The following is an 18,790-nucleotide window of genomic DNA, read 5'->3' on the forward strand; positions in this document are numbered from 1 at the left end:
GCGAAATCCGCTCCCACTGCTCATCCCGAAGGATCAGACGGTCCAATGCTCCCATGACTGCCTCCAAAAGACAGTCTTGAATCTGATTTGCTCAGCCTTGGGAATCCCAAGAGTCCACACGACCTAGGGCAGCCCCGGAGAGAATGGTCTGCCGTGATGGTAAAATTTGAATTAAACCCGAATTTGATCCCGGTTCGTCGGGCACTTGCGCATCCAATCCGTCGCTGGCGCGTTCCAGCCTTGCCCCTTGATTTTTGCGCCCCGAACCTCGATATCGGGCCCAACCGATACCGGATCCGAACAACAGGAAATGGCGATGAGCGACCAGGCAAGAGACGAAGGCACGCCCGAAGAGATGGCTGCCGCCGAGGCCCAGGCCGATAAGATCGCAGGTGGACTCGATGGCGATTACGAAGCCGTCGTCCGGCTGCTCAAGGAAAACGAGGAACTGAAGGACCGCGCCCTGCGTGCCGCGGCCGAGATGGAAAACCTGCGCCGCCGCACCGCGCGCGACGTTCAGGACGCGCGGGCCTATTCCGTGGCCAATTTCGCGCGCGACATGCTCGCGGTTTCGGACAATCTGCGCCGTGCCATCGAGGCGGTTCCCGAAGACGCCAAGACGGCCGACGGCGCTGGCCTCGCCGGCCTGATCGAAGGCGTCGAGGTCACCGAGCGCGCCATGCTTTCAGCACTTGAGCGCCATGGCGTGCGCAAGCTCGACCCCCAGGGTGAGAAGTTCGATCCGAACTTCCATCAGGCCATGTTCGAGGTGCCGAACCCCGCCGTTCCGGCCAACACCGTCGTGCAGGTCGTGCAGTCCGGCTACACCATCGGCGACCGCGTCCTGCGCCCGGCCATGGTTGGCGTTGCCAAGGGCGGCCCCAAGCACGGTGCCGATGCCCCGGCCGAGCCGGGTCCGGTCAACGAGCAGGCCGAAAAAGACGCTTGAGAAGCGACTGGCAAATAGGGAGTAGCGAATAGGGATTTGATCGGTAAAGTGGCCCCAAACAGGGAGGCTGCTTTGTTTTTCTCCTATTCGCCATTTACTGCTCCCTGTTCGCCCCTTTCATGAATCCGCTGCTCTACCTCGACTATGCCGGCGTCGCGGTGTTTGCCGCCACCGGCGCGCTTGCCGCCTCGCGCAAGCAGCTCGACGTGATCGGTTTTCTGTTCCTGGCTGGCTTTACCGGGATCGGCGGTGGCACGGTACGTGACGTCATCCTCGGGCTGCCGGTGTTCTGGGTCGTCAATCCGGACTACGTGCTGGTCTGCGCCGCTGTCGCGGTGATCGTGTTCTTCACGGCGCACCTCGTCGAATCCCGCTACAAGCTGCTGCTCTGGCTCGATGCGCTCGGCATGTCCGCCTATGCAGCCATCGGTGCTGCCAAGGGACTGCAGGCAACCGGCTCGCCGACCGTCGCCATCGTCATGGGCATGCTGACGGCGACTTTCGGCGGCATCCTGCGCGATCTCCTGGCGGGCGAGCCATCGGTGCTCCTGAAGCCCGAGATCTATGTTTCCGCAGCGATGGTGGGCGCTGCCATCTACACCATGGCCGAGCTCGCGCAATTGCCGCCCGACGTCTCGGCCGTCGTGGCCTTCGTCGCGGCCTTCATGGTGCGTGGCGGCGCGCTGAAGTTTGGCTGGACGTTCCCCGCCTACCGCAGCCGGCCCGGGCGAAGGCCCGAGGACATTCCCTGACAGCGCGCCAGGTCACTCGGGCTTGGCTGTTCTGGTCCGCGGCTCGAGATAGTCCGCGAGGTTCTGCAATGTCGAGTTCATCCCTTCGATATGATCGGCCTCGCTTATGCCGCGCGGCACGTTCTCGCAGCGCATCGTCACTTCCGTGCCCTGTGGGATCGGCTTAAGCGTCGTGACGACCCGCATCACGCCGGCAAAGGCCGGGTCGTTTGTCAGGAACTCTATGGCCTCGACGATCTTTTCGCCGGGCACCAGTTCGACGAAACGGCCATCGAACAGGTCAATATGATCGGACGTCTTGCCGGGGGCCGAATGCGTCGTGTCGGAATAGATGAATGCCATGCGAAAGGCCCCGCCTTCACGCGGCTCGAAGCTGTGAATCTCCGCTCTCATGCCCTCTGGAGGCCGCCAGGACAGCACCGCGTCCGGATCGAGGAAGGCCTTGTAGACGGCAATCGGAGCGGCTGCGATTTGCCTCGATGAGGCATGGATTGCCAGTTCATGGTGCGCCTTCGGCATGCACTCCTCCCTTCGGGCCGGTGGCAGTTTCCGCGGTCAAGTCTGGTTCTGGCGGGCTTTGACGAGGTTCTTTGGCGCCTGCATTGTCCAGGCGCGTTCCAGCCGGTGGTGCAGTTCGCTGCTGTCGATCTTGTCGACGCGGACCAGCACAACCGGCCAGCCCTGGTAGTGCGCGGTCTCGAAATAGATGCCTGGATCGGCCTCGATCAGCATTTCCTTTTCCTCGAGAGGGCACATCACGGCGACCGTCTCAGCGTCCTTGACGCGGCAAAGAAATTTCTTGCGGACGTGCAGGCTGGGCGTCCCGTAGGAGGTTCCTTCGGAAATCTCGGCCAGGCCTTCGGCGGCACAGCGCAGCCTGTCGAATGCCCGGGCGAGATCGTCGCCCATATGGCTAGGCCGCGAAACTTTGCGTTTCGCCGCCATAGTAGTTGATGTAGCGGGCACCGATCTCCTTGACCGGCATGACGACGAAGACGTCGACCGTGCCGAACTCGTGATCGATCACGCAGCCGTCGCCGATCTTCGCGCCGACGCGGAGATAGCCTTTCACCAGCGGCGGCATCGCCGTGATCGCGGCCTTGGCGCTGACCGCCTCGATCGGCATCAGGTCCATGGCGCAATAGCGTCCGGCGACCGCGCGCACGTCCCAGTCGGCGCTGGTGCGGCAATGATGGGCCAGGTAGGTCAGCGCTTCGGCATGTGCTGCCGGCACCACGCCATGGAACGAGGCGCACCCGGTCATCACGTCGATGTCGTAGCGGTTGAGATAGGCCCAGATGCCCTGCCACAACGCCTCGATTGTGCGCTTCGAGCGGTATTCGGGCAGCACGCATGAACGGCCGAGTTCGAGGAAGCGCTGGCTCGGGTGCCGGGCGATCAGCTTGCCCAGTTCGAATTCGTCGTCGGAGTAGAAGCCGCCGGCCTCGGCCGCGCGCTCCTGGCGCAGCAATCGGTAGGTGCCGACGATCCGGCGATGCTCGGGTCCGGAAATCGACGTGTCGAATACCAGCAGGTGATCGCAGATTTCGTCGAAACGGTCGGCGTCGCGATGGTCGATCGAGTGCAGCGCCTGTTTGCGCGCGCCCAACTCGTCGAAGAAAACGCGGTAGCGCACTTCCTGCGCGGCGGCGATCTCCGATTCGTTGCGGGCGAGGCGAACCTCGAGGGTTCCGATTTTGCCCAGTGGTGCGTTTGGCAGTAGGGGATTGGAACGCACTTTCACCCCGCTGGCTATCTGAGTGTCACTATCCGGCAAGGCTGTATGCACGGGTGATTCTCCTTCGAGCCATCCTACAGGCGCGGGATAAAGTCTCGGTGCTACAGGATTGTGACAGTATCGTGATCGACCGGTGCGGGCAAGACTATGCGCACAGCCAACGCTTTGTAGCTGGCTCAGCAAAAGCCTTGTTCGAGCCTCAAGCCGCCGCCCTTTGTTCGACCAGAGTGATCAGAACGTCCGGATCGAGGGGCTTGGTGACAAAGCCGCTTGCCCCGTGCGCAAGCACCGCGTGGCGCGTCTTTTCCTGGCTGTCCGCCGACAGTACCATGATCGGCATCGGCGCGAGCCCGTGCTGTTCCTCGTGGCGGCGTATCGCCGAAATGGCGTCGAGACCGTCCATCACCGGCATGTGCATGTCCATCAGCACGACGTCGAACCGCTGCCTGCCGCCGGCGTCGGTCACAGCCTCGACCGCAGCCTTGCCGTTGTTGACCACTTCCACCCTGTGCCCGGCCTTTTCCAGCGCCGCACGCGCCAGCATGGCGTTGATGTCATTGTCTTCGGCAATGAGCACCGAAAGCTTGCGCGCTTTGCGAGGTCTTCCCGGCTCCGCGGAAGCTTGTCCGTCCGAAGGCAGGGATTGCGCCGGCGTTCCACCATCGCCTGACATCAGAACGCGAAGCAGCGTCTCTCCGCGGACGGGCCGGGCGAGGAACGTGGAATAGCCGCTGGCCCGCAGCTCACCCAGAAGGCCACGGTCTGTCGGGGCGATCACGGTGATTGCCTCGCTCGCGCCAAACCCGTTTTCGCGCAGATGCTGCAGGACCTGCCCGTGCTTCTCCTCGAGCGCGGCATCGATGAGCAGCGCGTCGCATCCGTCCGCATGCATTCGGGCCTGCTCGACGGTCGCGGCGATTTCCGCCTGTCCGCCATATGCCCGAATCGTTTCGGCCAGGGCGGCGGCTTCCGGAGCATTGCGGGACAGGATCACGGCGCGCCGATCGGCCAGCGCATCCGCGCCGGTCGACGAACTGCTGGTCGCGCCAAACGCCGGGATCTCGAAGCTGAACTCGGAGCCCCTGGCGAGCGTGCTGTTGACCGAAATGGTGCCGCCCATCGAGGTCACGAGGCGCTTTGAGATGGCAAGGCCAAGGCCGGCGCCGCCATGCGAGCGGGTCGAGGTGCCGTCGGCCTGTTCGAACTCTTCGAAAATGCGCTCCCTGTCCTCGGCGCGTAGGCCTGGTCCGGTGTCGGCGACGGTGAAGCGTATTTTGCCTGTGCCTTCGCCCACGCGCTCGACGCTCAGGCGCACGCCGCCTTCGTCCGTGAACTTGATGGCGTTGCCGATCAGGTTGAGCAGTACCTGACGCACAAGGCCCGGGTCGGCGGTGATCATTTGCGGCACGTTGGGCGCGACATGGCAGCCCAGGCCGATGTTCTTGCCGAATGCGCGCGAGGCCAGCAGCTCGACGACGTTGTCGGCGAGCTCGCGCGGCGACATCGGCTGCGGCTCCGGGGCAAAGCGCCCGGCCTCGATCTTGGAATAGTCGAGCAGGTCTTCGATCAGGGCCAGCAGGGCGCTTGCCGATGTCGAGACGGCGCCGACATAGGTGCGCTGCTCGGGCGATAGCTCGGTATCGTGCAACAGCTTGGCCATGCCCATGATGCCGTTCATCGGCGTGCGGATCTCGTGGCTCACCGTCGCGAGGAAACGCGACTTCGCCTGGCTGGCATATTCGGCGCGTTCGCGCGCGCCGATCAGGGCAGCCTCGGCGCGCTTGCGCGCCGTGATGTCGCGCGCGATGGCGCGGTGCGAAACGGTATGGCTGTCATTGTCGCGGACCGAAAGCTCGATCCACGAGAACCAGCGCACCACGCCGGCACTGCGTATGCCGACGTCGGCCGAGCTCAGGCACTCGCCGTCGAAGAAGGCCGCGTCGGGCACCACGCCGACATCGACGCCAAGTTCAAACAACGTCCGGCCGGCGAGATCGCGTTGATCGCGGCCGATGAGCTCGGCGAAGACCTTGTTGGCATAGACAATGCGGCCTTCGCGGTCGCGGTGGACGACGAGGTCGCCGAGTGCGTCGATGAGACCCCGGAAGCGCTCCTCGCTCTCCTGCAGCTCCCACATGCGGTCGGCGAGCGTTTCCATCTCGGCGCGGTTGCGCGTGGCGTTGTCGGTGATGGCGATCACCGTGCGTTCGCGCTCGACGAGACTGCGCGACAGCAGGATGAGCCCGGTCGTACCGGCTACCAGAAGGCCGACGCTGATGAATGCGGGCGCGCCGGTGAGATGGCCAAGGCCCGCGAGTACGAACACGGCGACAAGCGTGATGAAATAGAGCCAGCGGGGCGGCTCCTTGGGCAATACCGGTTCGAGCGGTGTCGGAGCGATTGTCCGGCGATGCGGCGATGCGCCGGATGAGGCGCCTGTCGCGCCCGTTGCCATCGTCTTCACCTTAAGCCCGGAATCCGTCATGATATCGGAATACTAGGCGGCAGAGCTTAGGGAAGCTTTGGGCGGATCGCTCGAATTTTAGCGGTCAGGCAGTTTTGGCGGAAATAGCCGGTCTACTGGATGTAGCTTTTGTAGACGAAGCCGCGCTGGCCCTTGTAAACGATTTCGCACCATTTGGTGCAAGCCACCAGCTCGACCGCGGTCTTGGCGGGGATGACGCCCAGCACCGCACCACCCGGTTTGCTGCGCATATTGACCGAGCGCTTGATGACGGCTGCGCCTGCGTCGGCGGCGGGTTCCTTGACGATCGCCTTGACGGCGGCGGTGGCCGCAGGGTCGGTCTTGCCGGTGTCTGCCAGCGCCAGCGCCTCGGAGTCGGCTGGGTCGCGGACGATGATCTTCTCGGCGCCGGGAATGGCGGGCATGGCTTCGAGCGGGGTGGTGGCACCGGCGGCGACGACCTTTGCCCATCGCGGATCGGCCGCCAGCGGCATCTCGGGGTCCTCGGCCGCATTGGCCTCGGAAACGAGGAGGGACGAGGCTGAGGTTGCGACCCGGTTCTTGCGACCGGTCGGCTCGGCGGTGATCGTGGTGATCTTTTCCTTTGCCGCGTCAGCCACGGTCTCGTTCTGCAGCGTTTCCTGGGCAACGTCGGCGGAACGCTGGCTCATGTGGGGGAGAATGAAAAGGGCGGATACGGCTGTGGCACTCATCAGGGCGGTCATCGCCAGCACGCCGAGGATAAGACCGCGGTTCGGCGCGTTCTCGCGCCAGGACACATGGTCGGTCTTCATGAACATCGTCGCGGGGCGCGGCTGCCTTGCAGCGCCCAACTTGAAGGGCATTTTCACAAACAACTCTCCACTCAGGCCCATCGCTCGAATTTCGAGCGCCCCCAGCTGTCGTTGCAACCCGCAAATCTCCGCCGCGTGGTTGTCGGACAGTCTCGACGGTCCTTGTTTGGCTCGTCCACCATGAGCATCATGTCGGCCGATTGTGGCAGAGCTTGGACCCGATTTCGATCTTCCCGAATTTTTTGTTAAGCGCCAAGCAAAATCTGTGCGTAATGCGCGGCTAACCTGAACGCCGATCTCGCTATCCCCAACAATGCTGGCCGAACCTCAGCCCTCGGGTTGCGATGGCTCCTTGCGGCTGCGCAGCCAGGACAGGAATTCGTCCAGAACCACCAGGGCCGCGCCGACCGAAATGAAGGCGTCGGCGAGGTTGAATATGGCGAACGACCATACCGGCGTGTGGAACAGGACGTAGTCGATGACGTGGCCGTAGACGCTGCGGTCGATCAGATTGCCCAGTGCGCCGCCGACGATCAGCGCGAAGCCGAAGCGCGAGATCGCCTGCTGCGAGGTTGTGCGGCTGGCGAGATAGGCGACAAAGGCGATGACGACGCCGGTCAGCACGATCAGCCCGGTATCGCCGACGCTGGAGAACATCGAAAAGGCGATGCCGGTGTTGTAGGTGCGATAGAGCGCCAGGAACGGCAGGACGTCGACCTTCTCGTGCATCACGAGGCTGGTCTCGACGAGATATTTGATCCACTGGTCGAGCGCGACTGCAAGCACAGTCACGAGTCCGTAGAACGCAGCTGGCTTCACGGTTGCTCCTAAAGCTTCAGCGCGTTGCGCCGGATCTCGTACAGCATGACGCCGGTGGCGACCGCGAGGTTGAGCGAATCAGCCCGGCCAGCCTGCGGAATGCGCAGCAGCTTGTCGCAGGCGTCGGCCAGGTTGTCCGGCAGGCCCTGCTGTTCGTTGCCCATCATCAAAAGCACAGGGCGGTTGCCGAAATCCACCGATCGGTAGTCGACCGCACCCTTGAGGTGCGTTCCGGCGACGGTGCCGGCAAGATCCTTGCGCCAGGCGAGGAACGCTTCCGCACTGGTCCTGGCGACCGGCACGGCGAAGATCGAGCCCATCGTTGCGCGGACGGTCTCCAGCGAAAATGGATCGGTCGTCTCGCCGACCAGGATCACACCCTTGGCGCCGACGGCATCGACGGTGCGGATGACGGTGCCTAGATTGCCGGGGTCGCGCACCCGATCGAGCGCCACCCACACGTCGTTGCCCTGCGGACGGATGTCCTTGAGCGGCACGAAGCGCTGGGAAAACACGCCGACCACGGCCTGCGGATTGTCGCGGCGGGTGATCGCCGTCAGCACCTTTTCCGAAACCTCGAGCACGTCGCCGCCGAGTGCCACCGTGCGCGCCGCGACCTTTTCGACAGCCGCGTTGCCGAGTGCCGACTTGGCGAAGATCAGGGTCTTGATGGTCCAGCCGAGATCCAGTGCATCGATCACCAGCTTCAGGCCTTCGGCCATGAAGGCGTTCTGCTGGTCGCGGAATTTCTTCAGCGCCAGCGCCTTGATGTCCTTGACCAGCGGATTGGCCAGGCTCGTCACTTCCTTGACGCGGCCTGGGGCTCCGGTGCGGTGTTCGCTCATTTGGCCACCCAGCGTGAGAACAGCGATGTCGAAAGGGCTCGTCCCGCCGATTTCTCGCGGATCACCAGCTCGCCGGATTCGATCGTCCCGCCCATTCCGGCAAAGGTGTCGCGCATCAGGGCATGGATGGCGAAGAATGAGGAGCGGATCGAATAGGCGGTCAGCATCACCGCCAGCGGCTTCGGCGTCAGGATCGAGCGGCAGATGTCGGCCATGGCCGGCAAGCCTTCGAACAGCTGCCACACCTCGCCCTTGGGGCCGCGGCCATAGGCGGGCGGATCAAACAGGATAATGTCGTAGTGGCTGCCGCGGCGCTCTTCGCGCTCGACGAACTTCATCGCGTCCTCGCAGATCCAGCGGATCGGCTTCTTGGAGAGCCCGGCCATTTCCTGGTTCTCGCGCGCCCAGCCGATGGCTTTCTTGGAGGCGTCGACATGGGTCACCTCGGCGCCGGCGCGCGCCGCGACCAGTGAGGCGAGGCCCGTGTAGCCGAACAGGTTCAGCACCTTCACCGGGCGCTTCGCCTCCTCGATCAGGCGAGCCATGTGGTCCCAGTGCGTCGCCTGCTCGGGAAACACGCCGACATGGCGGAACGAGGTGAAGCGGCCCTGATAAGACATGCCGTCATGGCGCATCGGCCAGGTTTCGCCGAGCGGGGTTTTCGGAAAACGCCAGCGACCGAGGCCTTCCTCGTCGGTGTCGCCGGTGAACACGGCGTCGACGCGGTCCCATTCCTTGGCCGGCAGCGCCGGCAGCCAGATTGCCTGGCCTTCAGGACGCACGATCCTGTAGGGGCCGTATTGCTCGAGCTTCTGGCCGTTGCCGCTGTCGAGAAGGGCATAATCGTCATTCGGCGCGACTTCGAGGATCAGTGGCAGGCGTTCCGCCGGCAGGGCGCCTTCGCGGCGCGCAAGCTTGCGCGGTTCCGACCTTGCCTCGACGGGCACGTCCTGCCGGGCAGGCGCGTGCTGCTCGACCTTGCGTTCATGCCGTTCGGCGCGCTCGCGCGTCGGCATGGGCGCCGGAGCCCCCTTTCGGGACGGCTGGGGGCGGCTATCGCGGCGTTTGTCGCGCGGGTGCTTCAAGGAACGAAATCTCCTGACGGTTGGCCGCTTTTGACACAGGGCACACCGCGCCGCAACCTGACGGGAAGTCGCGCGGCGGCGAGGCCGCCTCCGGCCGCTCGGGCTTGCGCCTGTCGTGTGGCCGCCAGCCGCAACTGGGGTTGCCAGCTGTGCCTTGGGCTCTGCCCGCTGGGCGAGCATGACTTCCGCCTGATCGCCGAAGCCATGGGCGCGCGGCCCTGTCTCGCAATCAGCGCTTGAGCGCCTCGTAGACGGCGATGCCTGCGGCGAGGTCTTCGAGTGCCGCGCCGACCGACTTGAACAGTGTGATCTCGTCCGCCGACTGGCGCGCCGGCTTCTGGCCGCGGGCAAGTTCGTGCAGGTCGGCGACGATCGCTTCGGCCTTCAGCACGCCGGCCGCGATCGGCTGGACGATGTCGCCGGCTTCCTTGGTCGCGCCGGCGCGGGTGTCTAAATAGACCCTTGCCCTGGTGATGGCCTCGTCGTCGGCCTCGCGCATGCCCGGCGTGAAGCCGCCGACGAGGTCGATGTGGCAACCAGGCTTGACTTTGGCGCCCTTGACCAGCGGCGTCGTCGAAATGGTCCCGGCGGTCACGATGTCGGCCCAGCCGAGCTCCGCCTCGAGGTCTGTTACGGCGGCCGCGTCAAAGCCTTCGGCACGCAACGAGTGCACAAGTGCCTCGGCGTTGGCGGCGGTCCGGTTCCAGACGCGGATTTCCTTGATCGGCCTCACCGCGGCGTGGGCGCGGGCGAGGAACTTGCACTGCGCCCCGGCGCCGATGACCAACAGTTTCGAGGCGTCCTCGCGGGCGAGATAGGATGCGGCCAGCGCCGAGGCGCAGGCGGTGCGCCATTGCGTCAGGCGCGGGCCGTCCATCAGCGCCCGCGGTTCTCCGGTCACCCCGTCGAGCAGCAGGTAGATGCCGACGACCGCCGGCTTGGCGATGTCGTTGTTGTCGGGCGACACCGTGACGATCTTGACGCCGATATACCCGTCAAAACCAGCACCTGCCGCCTTGAAATCGGTCCAGGCGGGCATCAGCAGCAGCGTCGAATCTGTTCCTTGCGCCCGCTCCACCGTGTGGTGATGGCGCACCGGTTGCACCGCACCTTCCTTGAAGGCGACGCGCAACGTTTCGACCAGGCCCGGAAACGTAAGCGCCCGGTCGATATCCCCGGCCGAAAACTGCAGCATCTGATTCTCCCTCGTGCGTTGCCGAAAATCCAGGGCGAGCACGGATCCAAGATCTCATTGTCCCACGCGCGTCCGCAATGACGCGGTGCACGCGTCAAAGATGCGCGCCTGGCCGATCAATTGGGGCGCGGAAGGGCCGGACCCTGCGCTCCTGCGGGCGGGCGCTGGCCTGCCGCCTGGCGCAGGCTCTCGGCCTCCAGGCCGCGCTGCCGTGCCACCTTGCGGTAGCGACCCTGCTTCAGCCAGGTCGCAGCGCTGCCAAGGAGGACGCCGAGGCCGAGCGCGAGAAACAAGAGCACGAACAGCGGCGCATGCACGGTCAGCGCCGGGTTGCCGGGATTGAACGGATCGAGCGTGAAGGGGGTCAGCGCGCGGTTGGCGACTGCAAGCGCGATCAGGATGATCGCCAGCGGCACGAAAACCACGATGAGCATGAAGCGGTTGAACATATGAATTCCTGTCTGACGCCCCCGTCGCCCCCGGCTATTTCGCGTCGTTCAGCCGCTCGCGCAGCTCCTTGCCGGTCTTGAAGAAGGGCACCCACTTTTCCTCGACCTCGACCGACTCGCCGGTGCGGGGATTGCGGCCGGTGCGGGCCGGACGGTTCTTGACCGAAAACGCGCCGAAGCCGCGCAGCTCGACGCGATTTCCTTCGGCCAGCGCATCGGTGATCTCGTCGAAAATGGCGCTGACGATGTTTTCGACATCTCGCAAAAACAGATGCGGATTGCGAGTGGCGATAATTTGCACCAGTTCAGACTTGATCATGTGCGCGGTCCCCGTCCAAGTGATGATTTTATTTGTTTTTCAGTCGCCTAAGCAGGCTTTTCAGGGTGCCAGAGCGACAGCATACCGTCAAGGAACAAGCGGTCGCCGCCCATTTCCCGGATGAGGTCGGAAGAAAGGTCGCCAACGCCGAGCACGCGCCCGACCGCCCTGGCGAGCGACATCGGCGAGAACAAGCCGCCGCTGCCCTTTGGCTTCCATTCGACCACCGACAGCGTGGCGTCGATGCCCTTGGTGCCGAGCCAGGCAATCGCCTGGTCTTCGCCGCCGACTTCGTCGATCAGCTTCTTGGCAAGGGCCTGGCGGCCGGTGAACACTGAACCGTCGGCGAGCGCGGTCGCCTCCGTCTTGGACATCGCCCTTCGTTCGGCGACGATGCCGACGAACCAGTCGTAGCTGTCCATGATCATGCTGCGCATCATCGCGCGCTCTGCATCCGTGGTCGGGTTGAACGGCGACGGCTCGGCCTTGAGCGGCGAGGATTTCACCTCTTCCAGCTTGATGCCGACCTTGTCCATCAGGCCGGTCAGGTCGGGAAACTGCACCAGCACGCCGATCGAGCCGACGATGGAGGATTTCCGCGCCACGATGTGGTCGGACGCCGAGGCGATCATGTAGCCGGCCGAGGCGGCCAGCGTGCCGACCTGCGCGACGACGGGCTTTTCGGCCGAGATCTTGCGCACCGCATCGTAGATAGCCTCGCCGCCGGCCGTGGTGCCGCCGGGCGAATCGATGGACAGGATCACGCCCTTGACCGAAGGCGACTTGCGGATGTCCTCGAGGCGCTCGAGCAGGTCCTCGTCTTCGGTGATCGTACCTTCGATCTTGACCTTGGCGATGTGGTTGCTGGCGACGCCTGGAAGCCGTTCGCCGGCGATCCAGGTCGAGAACCCGAAGATCGCGGCGGCCGCAATGAGAAAGGTGACTACACGCCAGAAGGTGAGCTTGCGCCGCAACCGGCGGCGGTCGATCAGATCGTCGGCTCTCATGGTCATCGCGTGCCTCGCGTGCTGTGCAGCCTGCGCTTTTAGCGCATGGCTCCAATGAGGGCCACAGCTTTCCTGACGCAACCGACGTTGCGGGACCTTGGTTTTGTAAGGTAAATAGCCATATTACAGGTTGCAATCTGGCCGCCGGGGCGCTTGGGGTTGGTGCATTCGGCGCAACCCTTTGACCTTATGGTCATATTTTCGTGGCTTTCATCCGTTTCAGGTGCCGGGCCGCTAGGCGGCGTGATTTCGTGGAAGGACTTTTGTGTTGGCGCGACCAATCGATACGAGTGGCGGCGGTAGCGGCGTTGCGGCGGAGACCGGCATTGCGCTTGCGACCTCGCGTACCGATGCCTTCGACCGTGCCGCCCGCCATTCGCGCCGCGTCGGTTTCCTGAAGCGAGCGCTGCCGCTTTCCGCAATCGCCCTTGCCGCGCTGTTCGGCGCCTATTCCTACATGGCTGCGCCGCCGTCGCTTGAGGTCAAGGCCGAGGGCGCCGCGTTCTCGGAGGGCAAGCTGGTGATGGCCAAGCCGCAACTCAACGGCTTTACCCGTGAAAACCTGCCCTATTCGATGACCGCCGACCGCGCGGTGCAGGATCCGGCCAATCAGGGCGTTGTCGAACTGGTGGGCATTGATGCCAATCTGCCGATCTCGGCCGACAAGGTCGCGGAGGTCGATGCCATTCGCGGTGTTTACGATCGCGAAGGCAACACGCTCGATTTGACCGATCAAGTCACTGTAAAGACCAGTGACGGTATGGTCGCCAAGCTCAAATCGGCGTATCTCGACATGGGCAGTGGCGCGATGAAGACCAACGAACCGGTCGAGATAACCCTTGACGGTTCGAAGATCACGTCCGATTCGATGTCGATGCTCGAAAATGGCAAGGTCGTCGTTTTCGAGAAGCGGGTGCGCGTGGACATCGATCCGGCGCGGATGAAGGCGGCGCAAAATGGCAGCGGAGGCGGGAGTGCGGCAAATTAGGTCTTGGCGGTCTTTGGCCGCCCTATCGTGCTTGGGGGTGGCGTTGAGCGCGACGGGCGCTTTTGCCCAGGACAGCCAGAGCAGGCTTTCGGGCCTCAAGCTTTCGGGTGACCAGCCGATCCAGATCGAGAGCGACAAGCTCGAGGTCCGCGAGTCGGAGAACCTCGCCATCTTCACTGGCAATGTCAGCGTCACGCAGGGGCCGACGGTGATGAAGTCGGGCAAGATGACCGTCTATTATGCCAAGGACGGCCAGGGTTCGGCAGCCACCGGCTCGGCCAACATCGACAGGCTGGAAGTCGATGACAAGGTTTATGTGAAGTCCGACAAGCAGGTCGCGACAGGCGATCGCGGCACCTTCGACATGAAATCGGAAGTGCTGGTGCTGTCGGGCAACGAGGTCGTTCTGTCAGAGGGCGACAATGTGCTGGTCGGCTGCAAGCTGACCGTCCAGATGAAGACCGGTCTCGCTCAGGTTGACGGCTGCAACGGCGGCGCCAAGAAGAACGGCCGTGTCATGATGTCGATCACGCCGGGTTCGCAGAAGAAGTAATGTCCGAAACAATGACGCCCGGGTCGGCGAAAAAACCTGCCGCTCCTGCTGTCGTCGGCGGCGCCAGAAACGGCAAGTTCAAAGGCACGCTCATCGCCAAGGGCCTGACCAAGGCCTACAAGGGCCGGCAGGTGGTGTCAGGTGTCACGCTCGGCGTGCGCGCGGGCGAAGCCGTAGGGCTGCTCGGCCCCAATGGCGCCGGCAAGACGACCTGCTTCTACATGGTTACCGGCCTGGTGCCGGTCGACCAGGGTACCATCGAGATCGACGGCTTCGACGTCACCAACATGCCGATGTACCGTCGCGCGCGCCTGGGCATCGGCTACCTGCCGCAGGAAGCGTCGATCTTTCGCGGCCTGTCGGTCGAAAACAACATTCGCGCCATTCTCGAAGTCGTCGAGAAGAGCCGCAAGGAGCGCGAAAAGACCCTCGACTCGCTGCTTGAGGAATTTCACATCAGCCACCTGCGCAAGAGCCCGTCGATCGCATTGTCGGGCGGCGAACGCCGTCGCCTCGAAATCGCCCGCGCGCTTGCCAGCCGGCCCAACTACATGCTGCTCGACGAACCTTTCGCCGGCATCGATCCGATCGCGGTTGCCGACATCCAGCAGCTGGTCCGCCACCTGACCAATCGTGGCATCGGCGTTCTGATCACCGATCACAATGTCCGCGAGACGCTGGGCCTGATCGACCGCGCCTACATCATCCATGCCGGCGAGGTCCTGACCCACGGGCGCGCCGATGAGGTCGTCGCCAATCCCGATGTCCGACGCCTCTATCTTGGCGAAGGCTTTACCCTGTAATTGCTTGCCTGCGGCGAAAAGCCGGCAAACCCCCAATCTGCTTGACATGCAAAAGCCGGGCCAGTTTTATCACGGCTGGAAGGCGTGCCGGTTTTCGGCCGCCTGAAACAGGATCGGGTCTGGCAAGAGGATGGCGCTGTCGGCGAAATTGCAGCTGCGGCAGTCGCAGTCGCTGGTCATGACGCCACAGCTGATGCAGTCGATCCGCCTGCTGCAGTTCACCCATGCCGAACTCGAACATTTCATTGACGACGAAATCGAGCGCAACCCCTTGCTCGAGCGTGCTGAGGTGCCGGATGACGCAGCAGGCGAACAATTCCCCGGGATAGAAGCGCCGGGTGAAGCGGCGGCCCAGCAAAGCGATGACTGGTTCGAGGGAGAGGCGGGCTGGAGTTCGGAAGCGATCTCCGAAAAGCTCGACGCCTCGCTCGAAAATCTGTTTCCTGACGATCCGGGCGCTGTCGAGCGCGTCGGGCCCGAGCTTGCCATGCAGTGGAAATCGGCTGGCGCGGGCAGTGGCGCAGGTGGCGCGTCAGACGGGTTCGAGATGGAGGACATGGCCGCGGCGGCCGTCACGCTGCGCGACCATATCGCCGAACAGATCAGCTTTGCGTTTGTCGATCCGCAGGCAAGGCTGGTCGCCGCCGAATTGGCCGATTGGCTCGACGAGGCGGGCTACTTTCGCGGCGAGTCCGAAGAGATCGCCGAACGGCTGGGCGTCGGAGCAAGCTTTATGCTCGAGGTTTTGGCTACCTGCCAGGATTTTGACCCTCCGGGGCTGTTTGCGCGGGATCTAGCCGAATGCCTGCGCATCCAGCTGAGGCGTCGCGATCGCCTCGACCCCGCAATGGCCAGGCTGGTCGAAAATCTCGAATTGCTGGCGAAGCGCGATTTTCAGACGCTCAAGCGTATATGCGGTGTCGACGAGGAAGATCTTCTGGCCATGCTGGCCGAGATTCGCGCCCTCGACCCGCGCCCGGGCGGCGCCTTTGCCGGGGGCACGGCCGACGCCATCGTGCCTGATGTCGAGGTGCGCCAGGCTGCCGACGGCAGCTGGGCGGTCGAGCTCAATCCCGAGACGCTGCCGCGCGTGCTGGTCGATCAGGTCTATTTCGCCGAAGTCACAGGCCGCACGAAGGATGCCGGCGAGCGCGGTTTTCTTGCCGAATGCCTGCAAAACGCCAACTGGCTGACCCGCAGCCTCGACCAGCGCGCCAAGACCATCCTCAAGGTGGCCTCAGAGATCATTCGCCAGCAGGACGCCTTTCTTATCCATGGCGTGCGCCACCTGCGGCCGCTCAACCTGCGCACCGTCGCCGATGCGATCGGCATGCATGAATCGACGGTCAGCCGGGTCACCGCCAACAAATACATGCTGACGCCACGTGGCGTGTTCGAGCTGCGCTACTTCTTCACCGCCTCGATTGCCTCGGCGGAAGGCGGCGATGCGCATTCGTCCGAATCCGTGCGCGACCGTATCAGGCAGATGATCGAGGAAGAGGAGCCTTCCGACGTTTTGTCCGACGACGCGATCGTCGACATTCTGAAGAAAAGTGGTGTCGAAATCGCCCGTCGCACCGTCGCCAAGTATCGCGAGGGCATGCATATCGCCTCGTCTGTGCAACGCCGACGTGAAAAGCGGGCGATCGCCAACTGTGCTTAGCCGGCGAAAACGGCCACTGTTTGCAGGCTTTTTGGCCGTTGATTGACAATCCCTAATGAAGTGTCTAGAAGCCCGCCCGCATGAGGCGGGCCGGCCCGCCAGCGAACGATGTGGCGCAGCGGCATGGTTGCGCTTTGCTTTGCGGTTGGTGGACAGCCGGGAGTTCGGACTTAAAAACGGTGTGCCAAGCCAGCCAGTGCTTGTTTGCATCGGCCACGGGTATAAACTCTCACGAGTTTGAAGTCTGAACAGAAAAGGTCAGTTTTCAGATGAGCCTTCGCATTTCGGGAAAGCACATGGATATCGGCGATGCGTTCCGTACGCGCATCGAAGGCCGTATTGGCGAAGCGATCGATAAATATTTCGATCGTGGGTTCTCCGGTCACGTCAATGTAGTGAAGTCAGGATCGCGCTACACCGCCGACTGCCTGGTGCGGCTCGACTCGGGCATGTCGCTGCAGGCGACCGGGGAAGCTCAGGAACCGACTGCCGCGTTCGACGCGGCGGCCGACAAGCTCGAAACCCGTCTGCGCCGCTACAAGCGTCGTCTCAAGTCGCACAATTCCGGTGCCGGCAACGGCGAACTGACCGACGTCGCCTATTCGGTTGTCGCGGCACTCGCCGACGATGACGAAGACGTGCCGGCCGATTTCGCTCCGGCCATTGTCGCCGAATCGACGATGGTGCTGAAGACCATGTCCGTGGCTTCCGCGGTCATCGAACTCGACACCAAGGACAGTCCGGTTGTGGTTTTCCGCAATGCCGGCAACGAGCATCTCAACATCGTCTACCGCCGGCCGGATGGAAACATCGGCTGGATCGATCCCTCGACCGCAAAGGTTGCCCAGGGGTAGTCGCTGCCGCTCGCATGCGGGGAGACTAGGGCAATGCGGCGGCAAGCACAGCAAGGGATTAATAAGAATGGATCTGAGTGATCTGATCGAGGTACCGGCAATCATGCCGGCCTTGAAGGCGAACTCGAAGAAGCAGCTTTTGCAACTTCTCGCCGAACGGGCCGCAGCGATTTCCGGCATCCCCGAGCGGGAGGTGTTCGACACCATCCTCCAGCGCGAGCGTCTTGGCTCGACTGGCGTTGGTAACGGCATCGCCATACCGCATGGAAAGCTCGCAGGCGTGAAGCGTATCACCGGGGTCTTCGCCCGGCTTGAAACGCCTGTTGATTTTGAAGCTCTGGACGACCAGCCGGTCGATCTGGTCTTCCTGCTTCTGGCGCCGGAAGGCGCTGGCGCGGACCATCTCAAGGCGCTGTCGCGCATCGCGCGCGTCCTGCGCGACGCCGACACAGTGGCCAAGATCAGGGGCACGCGCGATGCTTCGGCCATCCACGCGCTTCTGTCGGAAACGCCGGCCTCGCACGCCGCCTGAATTCTGTTGTTTGAAAAGTTCGGGAAGGGGCCGCCTGCGCGGCCCTTTTCGTTTGGCCAATTCACCGCCAGAGCGCGCTGCGCTCCGGCCTTGCTTCAGCATGGAGATGCGAGAACCGAGATTGGCCCTCGCGACGCCGTCAGTGAAGGGCGACGGTCGTCAGGTCGTTTTCCATCGCACCGGCCAGCGCGCGGTCGCGCGCATCCGAGAGCAGGATCGGTTCGCCATTGGCGGAAAACAGCGCCCAAAGCTCGAGGCCGGGGTCGATCTCCGTCAGGCCGGGAAACCGGCCGCGCAGGTCGTCGCTGGTGACTTTCCTGAGATAGGCGACGGAACCTTCGCCGAGATGGGCGAGTTCGCCCGTGGTCATGGTGTTCCTGGGTGCGGTACTGGGCATTTTCAGCCTCCTTCCAGCTGGGATGCCTGGGTGGCCATCCCGCATAAGAGCTTCGGCAACGTCTACTCTGCCACCGATATGTTTATTTTCCGTACCAGCCGCTCGGCTTCCGGGCGATCCAGATCGACCGAGAGCAGGCCATTCTTCAGGTCGGCCGCAATCACCCGCATGCCGTCCGCCAGCACGAAGCAACGTTGGAACTGCCGTGAGGCGATGCCACGATGCAGGAACTCGCGCTCCTTGTCGTCGTTCTGGCGCCCACGCACGATCAACTGGTTCTCTTCGACCGTGACCTCGAGGTCGTTTTCGGCAAAGCCGGCGACGGCCAGCGTTATCCGCAGCCTCTCGCCCCTCTCGTCGGCATCCCTGATGCGTTCGATGTTGTAGGGCGGGTAGCTGTCGCCCGACTTGGCCAGACGCTCCAGCGTCTTTTCCATCGTGTCGAAGCCAAGAAGAAGCGGGCTCGAAAATGGCGTCATGCGGCTCATGTTACAGCTTGTCCTCCGAGAGCGACATAAAGCGGAAAAACCCAAGTGGCATTTCTCCGTCTGTTGCTGATATGGTCCGCCGCTTCGGCAACTTCA

At 63.6% G+C, this 18,790-nt stretch carries 22 protein-coding genes; 8 read left to right on the top strand and 14 right to left on the bottom strand.

Annotated elements, in window-relative coordinates:
- Nucleotides 1-310: 310 nt before the first annotated feature.
- On the top strand, nucleotides 311-949 hold the full coding sequence (gene grpE / locus PCJ21_RS07175; RefSeq protein WP_269930709.1) for a nucleotide exchange factor GrpE: 639 nt from the start codon (nucleotides 311-313) through the stop codon (nucleotides 947-949).
- 119 nt (nucleotides 950-1,068) lie between these two features.
- The gene (locus PCJ21_RS07180) at nucleotides 1,069-1,701 is read left to right on the top strand and encodes a trimeric intracellular cation channel family protein (protein WP_269930710.1); all 633 of its coding nucleotides are present in this window, start codon (nucleotides 1,069-1,071) and stop codon (nucleotides 1,699-1,701) included.
- Between the two features lie 12 nt (nucleotides 1,702-1,713).
- Here the strand turns inward: PCJ21_RS07180 and PCJ21_RS07185 are convergent, their stop codons facing one another.
- The 12 genes from PCJ21_RS07185 to sppA form a co-directional block, all read right to left on the bottom strand.
- Nucleotides 1,714-2,220 (bottom strand): SRPBCC domain-containing protein, encoded by a 507-nt coding sequence (locus PCJ21_RS07185; RefSeq protein WP_269930711.1) that lies wholly within the window; start codon nucleotides 2,218-2,220, stop codon nucleotides 1,714-1,716.
- A gap of 36 nt (nucleotides 2,221-2,256) precedes the next feature.
- On the bottom strand, nucleotides 2,257-2,610 hold the full coding sequence (locus tag PCJ21_RS07190) for an MmcQ/YjbR family DNA-binding protein (protein WP_269930712.1): 354 nt from the start codon (nucleotides 2,608-2,610) through the stop codon (nucleotides 2,257-2,259).
- A 4-nt stretch (nucleotides 2,611-2,614) separates the two neighbouring features.
- Entirely contained in the window at nucleotides 2,615-3,445 is an 831-nt protein-coding gene (locus PCJ21_RS07195; protein WP_269930713.1) for a GNAT family N-acetyltransferase, read from the bottom strand.
- Nucleotides 3,446-3,638: 193 nt separating this feature from the next.
- Nucleotides 3,639-5,894 carry a PAS domain-containing hybrid sensor histidine kinase/response regulator gene (locus tag PCJ21_RS07200; RefSeq protein ID WP_269930714.1) on the bottom strand — a complete coding sequence of 752 codons (2,256 nt, stop codon included), beginning with the start codon at nucleotides 5,892-5,894 and terminating at the stop codon, nucleotides 3,639-3,641.
- Nucleotides 5,895-6,016: 122 nt separating this feature from the next.
- Nucleotides 6,017-6,748 (bottom strand): SH3 domain-containing protein, encoded by a 732-nt coding sequence (locus PCJ21_RS07205; RefSeq protein ID WP_333474390.1) that lies wholly within the window; start codon nucleotides 6,746-6,748, stop codon nucleotides 6,017-6,019.
- A 276-nt stretch (nucleotides 6,749-7,024) separates the two neighbouring features.
- Nucleotides 7,025-7,516 carry a signal peptidase II gene (lspA, locus tag PCJ21_RS07210; RefSeq protein ID WP_269930716.1) on the bottom strand — a complete coding sequence of 164 codons (492 nt, stop codon included), beginning with the start codon at nucleotides 7,514-7,516 and terminating at the stop codon, nucleotides 7,025-7,027.
- 8 nt (nucleotides 7,517-7,524) lie between these two features.
- A complete protein-coding gene (locus PCJ21_RS07215) occupies nucleotides 7,525-8,361 on the bottom strand; it encodes a TrmH family RNA methyltransferase (RefSeq protein ID WP_269930717.1) in 837 nt (278 codons plus the stop codon).
- Nucleotides 8,358-9,446, bottom strand: coding sequence for a class I SAM-dependent rRNA methyltransferase (locus tag PCJ21_RS07220; RefSeq protein WP_269930718.1), 1,089 nt, complete (start codon nucleotides 9,444-9,446; stop codon nucleotides 8,358-8,360). The genes PCJ21_RS07215 and PCJ21_RS07220 overlap by 4 nt, the downstream gene beginning before the upstream one ends.
- A gap of 229 nt (nucleotides 9,447-9,675) precedes the next feature.
- On the bottom strand, nucleotides 9,676-10,641 hold the full coding sequence (locus PCJ21_RS07225) for an ornithine cyclodeaminase family protein (protein ID WP_269930719.1): 966 nt from the start codon (nucleotides 10,639-10,641) through the stop codon (nucleotides 9,676-9,678).
- Nucleotides 10,642-10,757: 116 nt separating this feature from the next.
- Nucleotides 10,758-11,090 (bottom strand): DUF1049 domain-containing protein, encoded by a 333-nt coding sequence (locus tag PCJ21_RS07230; protein ID WP_269930720.1) that lies wholly within the window; start codon nucleotides 11,088-11,090, stop codon nucleotides 10,758-10,760.
- Between the two features lie 34 nt (nucleotides 11,091-11,124).
- Nucleotides 11,125-11,409 carry an integration host factor subunit beta gene (locus PCJ21_RS07235; protein WP_269930721.1) on the bottom strand — a complete coding sequence of 95 codons (285 nt, stop codon included), beginning with the start codon at nucleotides 11,407-11,409 and terminating at the stop codon, nucleotides 11,125-11,127.
- Between the two features lie 47 nt (nucleotides 11,410-11,456).
- Nucleotides 11,457-12,422, bottom strand: a complete 966-nt coding sequence (gene sppA, locus PCJ21_RS07240; RefSeq protein ID WP_269930722.1) for a signal peptide peptidase SppA — start codon at nucleotides 12,420-12,422, stop codon at nucleotides 11,457-11,459.
- A 259-nt stretch (nucleotides 12,423-12,681) separates the two neighbouring features.
- Here sppA and lptC point away from each other — a divergent pair, with 259 nt between their 5' ends.
- The 6 genes from lptC to ptsN all read left to right on the top strand — a co-directional run bounded on the left by lptC (nucleotide 12,682) and on the right by ptsN (nucleotide 17,809).
- Nucleotides 12,682-13,404 carry an LPS export ABC transporter periplasmic protein LptC gene (gene lptC, locus PCJ21_RS07245; protein ID WP_269930723.1) on the top strand — a complete coding sequence of 241 codons (723 nt, stop codon included), beginning with the start codon at nucleotides 12,682-12,684 and terminating at the stop codon, nucleotides 13,402-13,404.
- A complete protein-coding gene (locus tag PCJ21_RS07250; RefSeq protein ID WP_442865978.1) occupies nucleotides 13,391-13,957 on the top strand; it encodes an LptA/OstA family protein in 567 nt (188 codons plus the stop codon). Before lptC ends, PCJ21_RS07250 begins: the two co-directional genes overlap by 14 nt.
- Before the next feature lie 11 nt (nucleotides 13,958-13,968).
- Nucleotides 13,969-14,760 carry an LPS export ABC transporter ATP-binding protein gene (lptB, locus tag PCJ21_RS07255; protein ID WP_442865987.1) on the top strand — a complete coding sequence of 264 codons (792 nt, stop codon included), beginning with the start codon at nucleotides 13,969-13,971 and terminating at the stop codon, nucleotides 14,758-14,760.
- 130 nt (nucleotides 14,761-14,890) lie between these two features.
- Nucleotides 14,891-16,423, top strand: a complete 1,533-nt coding sequence (rpoN, locus tag PCJ21_RS07260; RefSeq protein WP_269930725.1) for an RNA polymerase factor sigma-54 — start codon at nucleotides 14,891-14,893, stop codon at nucleotides 16,421-16,423.
- Between the two features lie 269 nt (nucleotides 16,424-16,692).
- Nucleotides 16,693-17,277 (top strand): ribosome hibernation-promoting factor, HPF/YfiA family, encoded by a 585-nt coding sequence (hpf, locus tag PCJ21_RS07265; protein ID WP_269930726.1) that lies wholly within the window; start codon nucleotides 16,693-16,695, stop codon nucleotides 17,275-17,277.
- A 67-nt stretch (nucleotides 17,278-17,344) separates the two neighbouring features.
- Nucleotides 17,345-17,809, top strand: coding sequence for a PTS IIA-like nitrogen regulatory protein PtsN (gene ptsN, locus PCJ21_RS07270; protein ID WP_269930727.1), 465 nt, complete (start codon nucleotides 17,345-17,347; stop codon nucleotides 17,807-17,809).
- 139 nt (nucleotides 17,810-17,948) lie between these two features.
- Here the strand turns inward: ptsN and PCJ21_RS07275 are convergent, their stop codons facing one another.
- Both PCJ21_RS07275 and PCJ21_RS07280 read right to left on the bottom strand, forming a co-directional pair.
- A complete protein-coding gene (locus PCJ21_RS07275; RefSeq protein WP_269930728.1) occupies nucleotides 17,949-18,206 on the bottom strand; it encodes a DUF1150 family protein in 258 nt (85 codons plus the stop codon).
- Between the two features lie 62 nt (nucleotides 18,207-18,268).
- A complete protein-coding gene (locus tag PCJ21_RS07280) occupies nucleotides 18,269-18,694 on the bottom strand; it encodes an Hsp20 family protein (RefSeq protein ID WP_269930729.1) in 426 nt (141 codons plus the stop codon).
- Nucleotides 18,695-18,790 lie beyond the last annotated feature (96 nt).

Source organism: Aminobacter sp. HY435, assembly GCF_027568395.1.
In the GTDB taxonomy this organism is placed as follows: Bacteria; Pseudomonadota; Alphaproteobacteria; order Rhizobiales; family Rhizobiaceae; genus Aminobacter.

What these genes read in the sequence shown, in the direction of transcription:
- PCJ21_RS07180 (WP_269930710.1), top strand. Translation starts at nt 1,069, where the DNA reads ATGAATCCGCTGCTCTACCTCGACTATGCCGGCGTCGCGGTGTTTGCC.
- PCJ21_RS07190 (WP_269930712.1), bottom strand. Translation starts at nt 2,610, where the DNA reads ATGGGCGACGATCTCGCCCGGGCATTCGACAGGCTGCGCTGTGCCGCC.
- PCJ21_RS07235 (WP_269930721.1), bottom strand. Translation starts at nt 11,409, where the DNA reads ATGATCAAGTCTGAACTGGTGCAAATTATCGCCACTCGCAATCCGCAT.
- hpf (WP_269930726.1), top strand. Translation starts at nt 16,693, where the DNA reads ATGAGCCTTCGCATTTCGGGAAAGCACATGGATATCGGCGATGCGTTC.
- PCJ21_RS07230 (WP_269930720.1), bottom strand. Translation starts at nt 11,090, where the DNA reads ATGTTCAACCGCTTCATGCTCATCGTGGTTTTCGTGCCGCTGGCGATC.
- grpE (WP_269930709.1), top strand. Translation starts at nt 311, where the DNA reads ATGGCGATGAGCGACCAGGCAAGAGACGAAGGCACGCCCGAAGAGATG.
- sppA (WP_269930722.1), bottom strand. Translation starts at nt 12,422, where the DNA reads ATGACCATGAGAGCCGACGATCTGATCGACCGCCGCCGGTTGCGGCGC.
- PCJ21_RS07280 (WP_269930729.1), bottom strand. Translation starts at nt 18,694, where the DNA reads ATGAGCCGCATGACGCCATTTTCGAGCCCGCTTCTTCTTGGCTTCGAC.
- PCJ21_RS07275 (WP_269930728.1), bottom strand. Translation starts at nt 18,206, where the DNA reads ATGCCCAGTACCGCACCCAGGAACACCATGACCACGGGCGAACTCGCC.
- PCJ21_RS07185 (WP_269930711.1), bottom strand. Translation starts at nt 2,220, where the DNA reads ATGCCGAAGGCGCACCATGAACTGGCAATCCATGCCTCATCGAGGCAA.
- PCJ21_RS07225 (WP_269930719.1), bottom strand. Translation starts at nt 10,641, where the DNA reads ATGCTGCAGTTTTCGGCCGGGGATATCGACCGGGCGCTTACGTTTCCG.
- PCJ21_RS07200 (WP_269930714.1), bottom strand. Translation starts at nt 5,894, where the DNA reads ATGGCAACGGGCGCGACAGGCGCCTCATCCGGCGCATCGCCGCATCGC.
- lptB (WP_442865987.1), top strand. Translation starts at nt 13,969, where the DNA reads ATGACGCCCGGGTCGGCGAAAAAACCTGCCGCTCCTGCTGTCGTCGGC.
- ptsN (WP_269930727.1), top strand. Translation starts at nt 17,345, where the DNA reads ATGGATCTGAGTGATCTGATCGAGGTACCGGCAATCATGCCGGCCTTG.
- rpoN (WP_269930725.1), top strand. Translation starts at nt 14,891, where the DNA reads ATGGCGCTGTCGGCGAAATTGCAGCTGCGGCAGTCGCAGTCGCTGGTC.
- PCJ21_RS07215 (WP_269930717.1), bottom strand. Translation starts at nt 8,361, where the DNA reads ATGAGCGAACACCGCACCGGAGCCCCAGGCCGCGTCAAGGAAGTGACG.
- PCJ21_RS07205 (WP_333474390.1), bottom strand. Translation starts at nt 6,748, where the DNA reads ATGCCCTTCAAGTTGGGCGCTGCAAGGCAGCCGCGCCCCGCGACGATG.